At 77.3% G+C, this 3,925-nt stretch carries 2 protein-coding genes; both read left to right on the forward strand.

What is annotated here, in order from left to right:
* The coding region (locus DQW06_RS13155) for a serine hydrolase (protein ID WP_157983432.1) at positions 1-1,083 on the forward strand (1,083 nt) is incomplete at its 5' end.
* Between the two features lie 37 nt (positions 1,084-1,120).
* On the forward strand, positions 1,121-3,925 hold a 2,805-nt coding region (locus DQW06_RS13160; protein ID WP_117198540.1), incomplete at its 3' end, for an amino acid adenylation domain-containing protein.

Genomic DNA, 3,925 nt, shown 5'->3' on the forward strand with positions numbered 1-3,925 from the left:
GCCCCCGACCACCCGCTGCGGGGCGCCACCCCCCGCCACCTGCTCAGCCACACCGCCGGGCTGGTCTCGGAGCGCTCCGAGACCGCGCCCGCGCCCTCCCTGCGCCGCTACGTCTCCTCGCTCGCGCCCGAGGACCGCGTCGCCGAGCCGGGCACGCTGTTCTCCTACTCCAACACCGGCTACGCCGTGGCGGGCCGGCTCGTGGAGACCGTCACCGGACAGAGCTGGTGGGAGACCGTGGAGTCGCACCTGTGCGGCTCCACCGGCATGGAACTGGCGCCGGTCCTGGCGCCGCGCCCCTTCCCCACCGCCGACCTGGTCACCGGACACGCCGTCGACGGCGCGGGCCGGGCCCACCCGGTGGGCTTCCACATCGAACCGGCGCTCGCCCCGGCCGGGGGCCTGGCCGCCAGCGCCACCGCCCTGGCCGCCTTCGGCCGCGCCTTCCTCGACCCCGAGCACGCCGCCCTGGACGGCGAGGTCGCCGCACCGGACGTGCTGCGCGAGATGGGCCGATCGGTGAGCGTGGCCGACCCCTTCGGCCTGGCCGACGGCTGGGGCGCCGGGTGGTCGCTGCACCTGGCCGGTGACCGCCTGTGGTACGGCCACGACGGCACCCTGGACGGCGCCACCTGCAACCTGCGTGTGGACCCCGAGGGCGGCTCGGTGGTGGCGCTGACCACCAACGCCACCACCGGCGTGACCGCCTGGGAGCACGTGGTCCGCGGCCTGCGCGAGCTGGGGGTGGACGTGGGCCACTACCGCCAGCCCGACGCCGCGGCCGAGGGCACCGCCACCGGGCCCGGCCCGGACCGCGTCACGGGGCGCTACGGCAACGGCGGCCTGGTCGCCGAGGTCGTCCCGGGCCGGGACGGGTACCGGCTGGTCATGTCCAACGGCTTCGAGGGCGCGCTGTCCACCGGCCCGGGCGGCGCCTTCCGCGTCGTCTCCGAGCGCCACGGCGGGATCGCGCTCAGCGGGCGCTTCCTGGCCGACCCCGCCGAGCCCCGGCGCGCCACGGCGCTCCAGTACAACGGGCGCACCCTGCGCCTGAGCGGGCTCGCCGTGGGCCCCAACGCCTGATCCACACCCTGCGCAGACGAGGACCGGCACAGCCACCATGAGCAGCGAAGCCACCGCCGACCCCACCACCGACGCCGCCCGGGCCAGGGCGCGCGAGGAGGTCCTGCGCCGCCTGCGCTCGCGCGGCGGGAGCGGCCAGGACATCCCGAGCGTGCCCCGCGACCGCCCGGCCGCGCTGTCCTTCGCCCAGCAGCGGCTGTGGGTCCTGGAGCAGATGGCTCCCGGCCGCACCGACTACAACTCCGCCCTGGTGCTGAGGCTGACCGGGGACCTGGACGCCGGGGCGCTGCGGCGCTCCCTGACCGCGCTCGTGCACCGGCACGAGTCCCTGCGCACGACCTTCACCGAGGTGGACGGCGAGGGGCGCCAGGTCATCGGCGCCCCCCGCGAGGTGGAGCTGCCGGTGACCGCCGCCGGGAGCCGCGAGGAGGCCGCCGAACTGGCGGCCCGCGAGTACGCCCTGCCCTTCGACCTGGAGCGCGGCCCCCTGATGCGGGCCAGGCTGCTGGCCGAGGGGCCCGGCGTCCACGTGCTGGTGCTGTGCCTGCACCACATCGTCACCGACGGCTGGTCCCTGGACCTGCTGCGCACCGAACTGGACACCCTCTACCGCGCCGCCACCGCCGACCCCGGACGCGCGCCGGAATCCCTGGCCGAGGAGCTGGGCGCGCCGCCCCTCCAGTACGCCGACTACGCCGCGTGGCAGCGCACGCGCCTGGACGGCCCCGCCCTGGACCGCTCGCTGGAGTACTGGCGCCGCAGGCTCGCCGACCCGCCCGTGCTCGAACTGCCCGCCGACCGCCCGCGCCCGGCCGTGCGCGAGGGAGCGGGCGACACCCTGCCCTTCGCGCTGTCCGCACCTCTGACGGAGCGCCTCGAACGCCTGGCCGCCGACCACGGCACCCACCTGTCCACGGTGCTGCTGGCCGCGGCCCAGGTGACCGCGGCCCGCTGGAGCCGCAACCCCGACGTGGTGCTGGGCACCGTCGCCTCCGGCCGCGAGGACCGGCGGCTGCACGCGACGGCGGGCTTCTTCGTCAACACCCTGGCCGTGCGCCAGCACGTGGACGAGGAGCTGTCCTTCGGCGCGCTGCTCGACCGGACGCGCGCCGGGTTCCTCGCCGACCTCGACCACGGTGAGGTCCCCTTCGACACGGTCGTGGACGCCGTCCTGACCGAACGCGACCCCGCCGTGCCGCCGCTGGTACAGGCCGCCGTGGTCTTCCAGAGCGCCCAGGGGCCCGCGACGGGGCTGGGCGGCCTGGAGGCCGAGCCCGTGCCGGTGCGGCGCGGCCAGTCGGTCTTCGACCTGACCCTGGAGTTCCGTCCCGGCCCCGGCGGCGTCGCCGGTTCGGCCGAGTTCGACACCGTGCTCTTCGACCGCGCCACCGTGGAGCGCCTGGTCCAGGACCTGGTGCGGGTGCTGGAGAACGCCGAGGACCCCCGGCCGCTGCGCGCCGTGGCGCTGGTCGGCCCCGAGCGGGCCGGGGAGCTGGAGCGCTCCTGGACCGGGGAGCCCGGGCCCCGGCCGCGGAGCCTGCCCGAGCTGTTCGCCGAGCGGGCGCGCCTGCGCCCCGACGACCCCGCCCTGGTCGGCGCGGACCGCACCGTCTCCTTCGCCGAGGCGGACGGGCGGGCCGCGCGCCTGGCCCGGCGGCTGCGCGAACTCGGCGTGGCGCGGGGCGACCGCGTCGGCGTGTGCGTGGAGCGCGGCCCGGCCCTGGCCGAGGCCCTGCTGGGAGTGGTGTACGCGGGGGCGGTCTACGTCCCCCTGGACCCGGAGTACCCGAAGGAACGCCTGGCCGCGATCCTCGACGACGCCGAGCCGCGCGCGGTGGTCGCCGACGCCGCGGGCGCCCGTCGCCTCCCCGGGGGCGGTCCGCTGGTGGACGCGGCCGACCCCGACGTGGACCGCGCGGAGCCGCTGCGCGAGAGCGTGCGTCCCGAGGACCCCGCCTACCTCATCTACACCTCCGGCTCCACCGGAAGGCCCAAGGGCGTCCTGGTGGCGCACCGCGGCCTGGCCGCCCTGGCCGCCTTCCAGGGCGAGCGCATGAGCGTGGGCCCCGGTTCGCGGTTGCTCCAGTTCGCCTCCCCCAGCTTCGACGCGGCCATCGCCGAGCTGGTGGTAGCGCTGCTCAACGGCGCGGCCGCCGTACTGCTGCCGCGGCCGTCCCTGGCGGGCGAGGGCCTGCCCCGCGCCCTGCGCGAGCACCGCGTCACCCACGTGACCCTGCCGCCCGCGCTGCTGCCCGGCCTGTCCCCCGACGAGCTGGGCCCGGTGGAGCACCTGCTCGTGGCGGGCGAGGCCTGCCCCGGCGAGCAGGTCGCCCGCTTCTGCGATGACCGGGCCGTGTACAACGGCTACGGGCCCACCGAGTCCACCGTGTGCACCACCCTCAGCGCGCCGCTGACGGACGGCGGCATCCCTCCCCTGGGCGACCCCGCGACGGGCACCCGCGTACGGGTCCTGGACCGCTGGCTGCGCCCGGTGCCCGACGGCGTCCCCGGCGAGCTCTACATCAGCGGCGACGGGCTGGCCCACGGCTACCTCAACCTGCCCGGCACCACCGCCGCGCGCTTCGTCGCCGACCCGGACGCCGAGGGCGGGCGCATGTACCGCTCCGGCGACCTGGTCCGCCGCGTCGGCGGGCGACTGGAGTTCCTCGGCCGCACCGACGACCAGGTCAAGATCCGCGGCCACCGCGTGGAGCCGGGCGAGGTCGAGCACGCCCTCACCCGCCTGCCCGGGGTCGAACGGGCCGTGGTCGTGGTCGACGGCACCGGAGCCTCGCGCCGCCTGGTCGCCTACGCCGTCCCCTCCCCCGGGCACGCCCCGACC

It is taken from the genome of Nocardiopsis sp. TNDT3, from assembly GCF_003427465.1.
Taxonomy (GTDB): domain Bacteria; phylum Actinomycetota; class Actinomycetes; order Streptosporangiales; family Streptosporangiaceae; genus Nocardiopsis; species Nocardiopsis dassonvillei.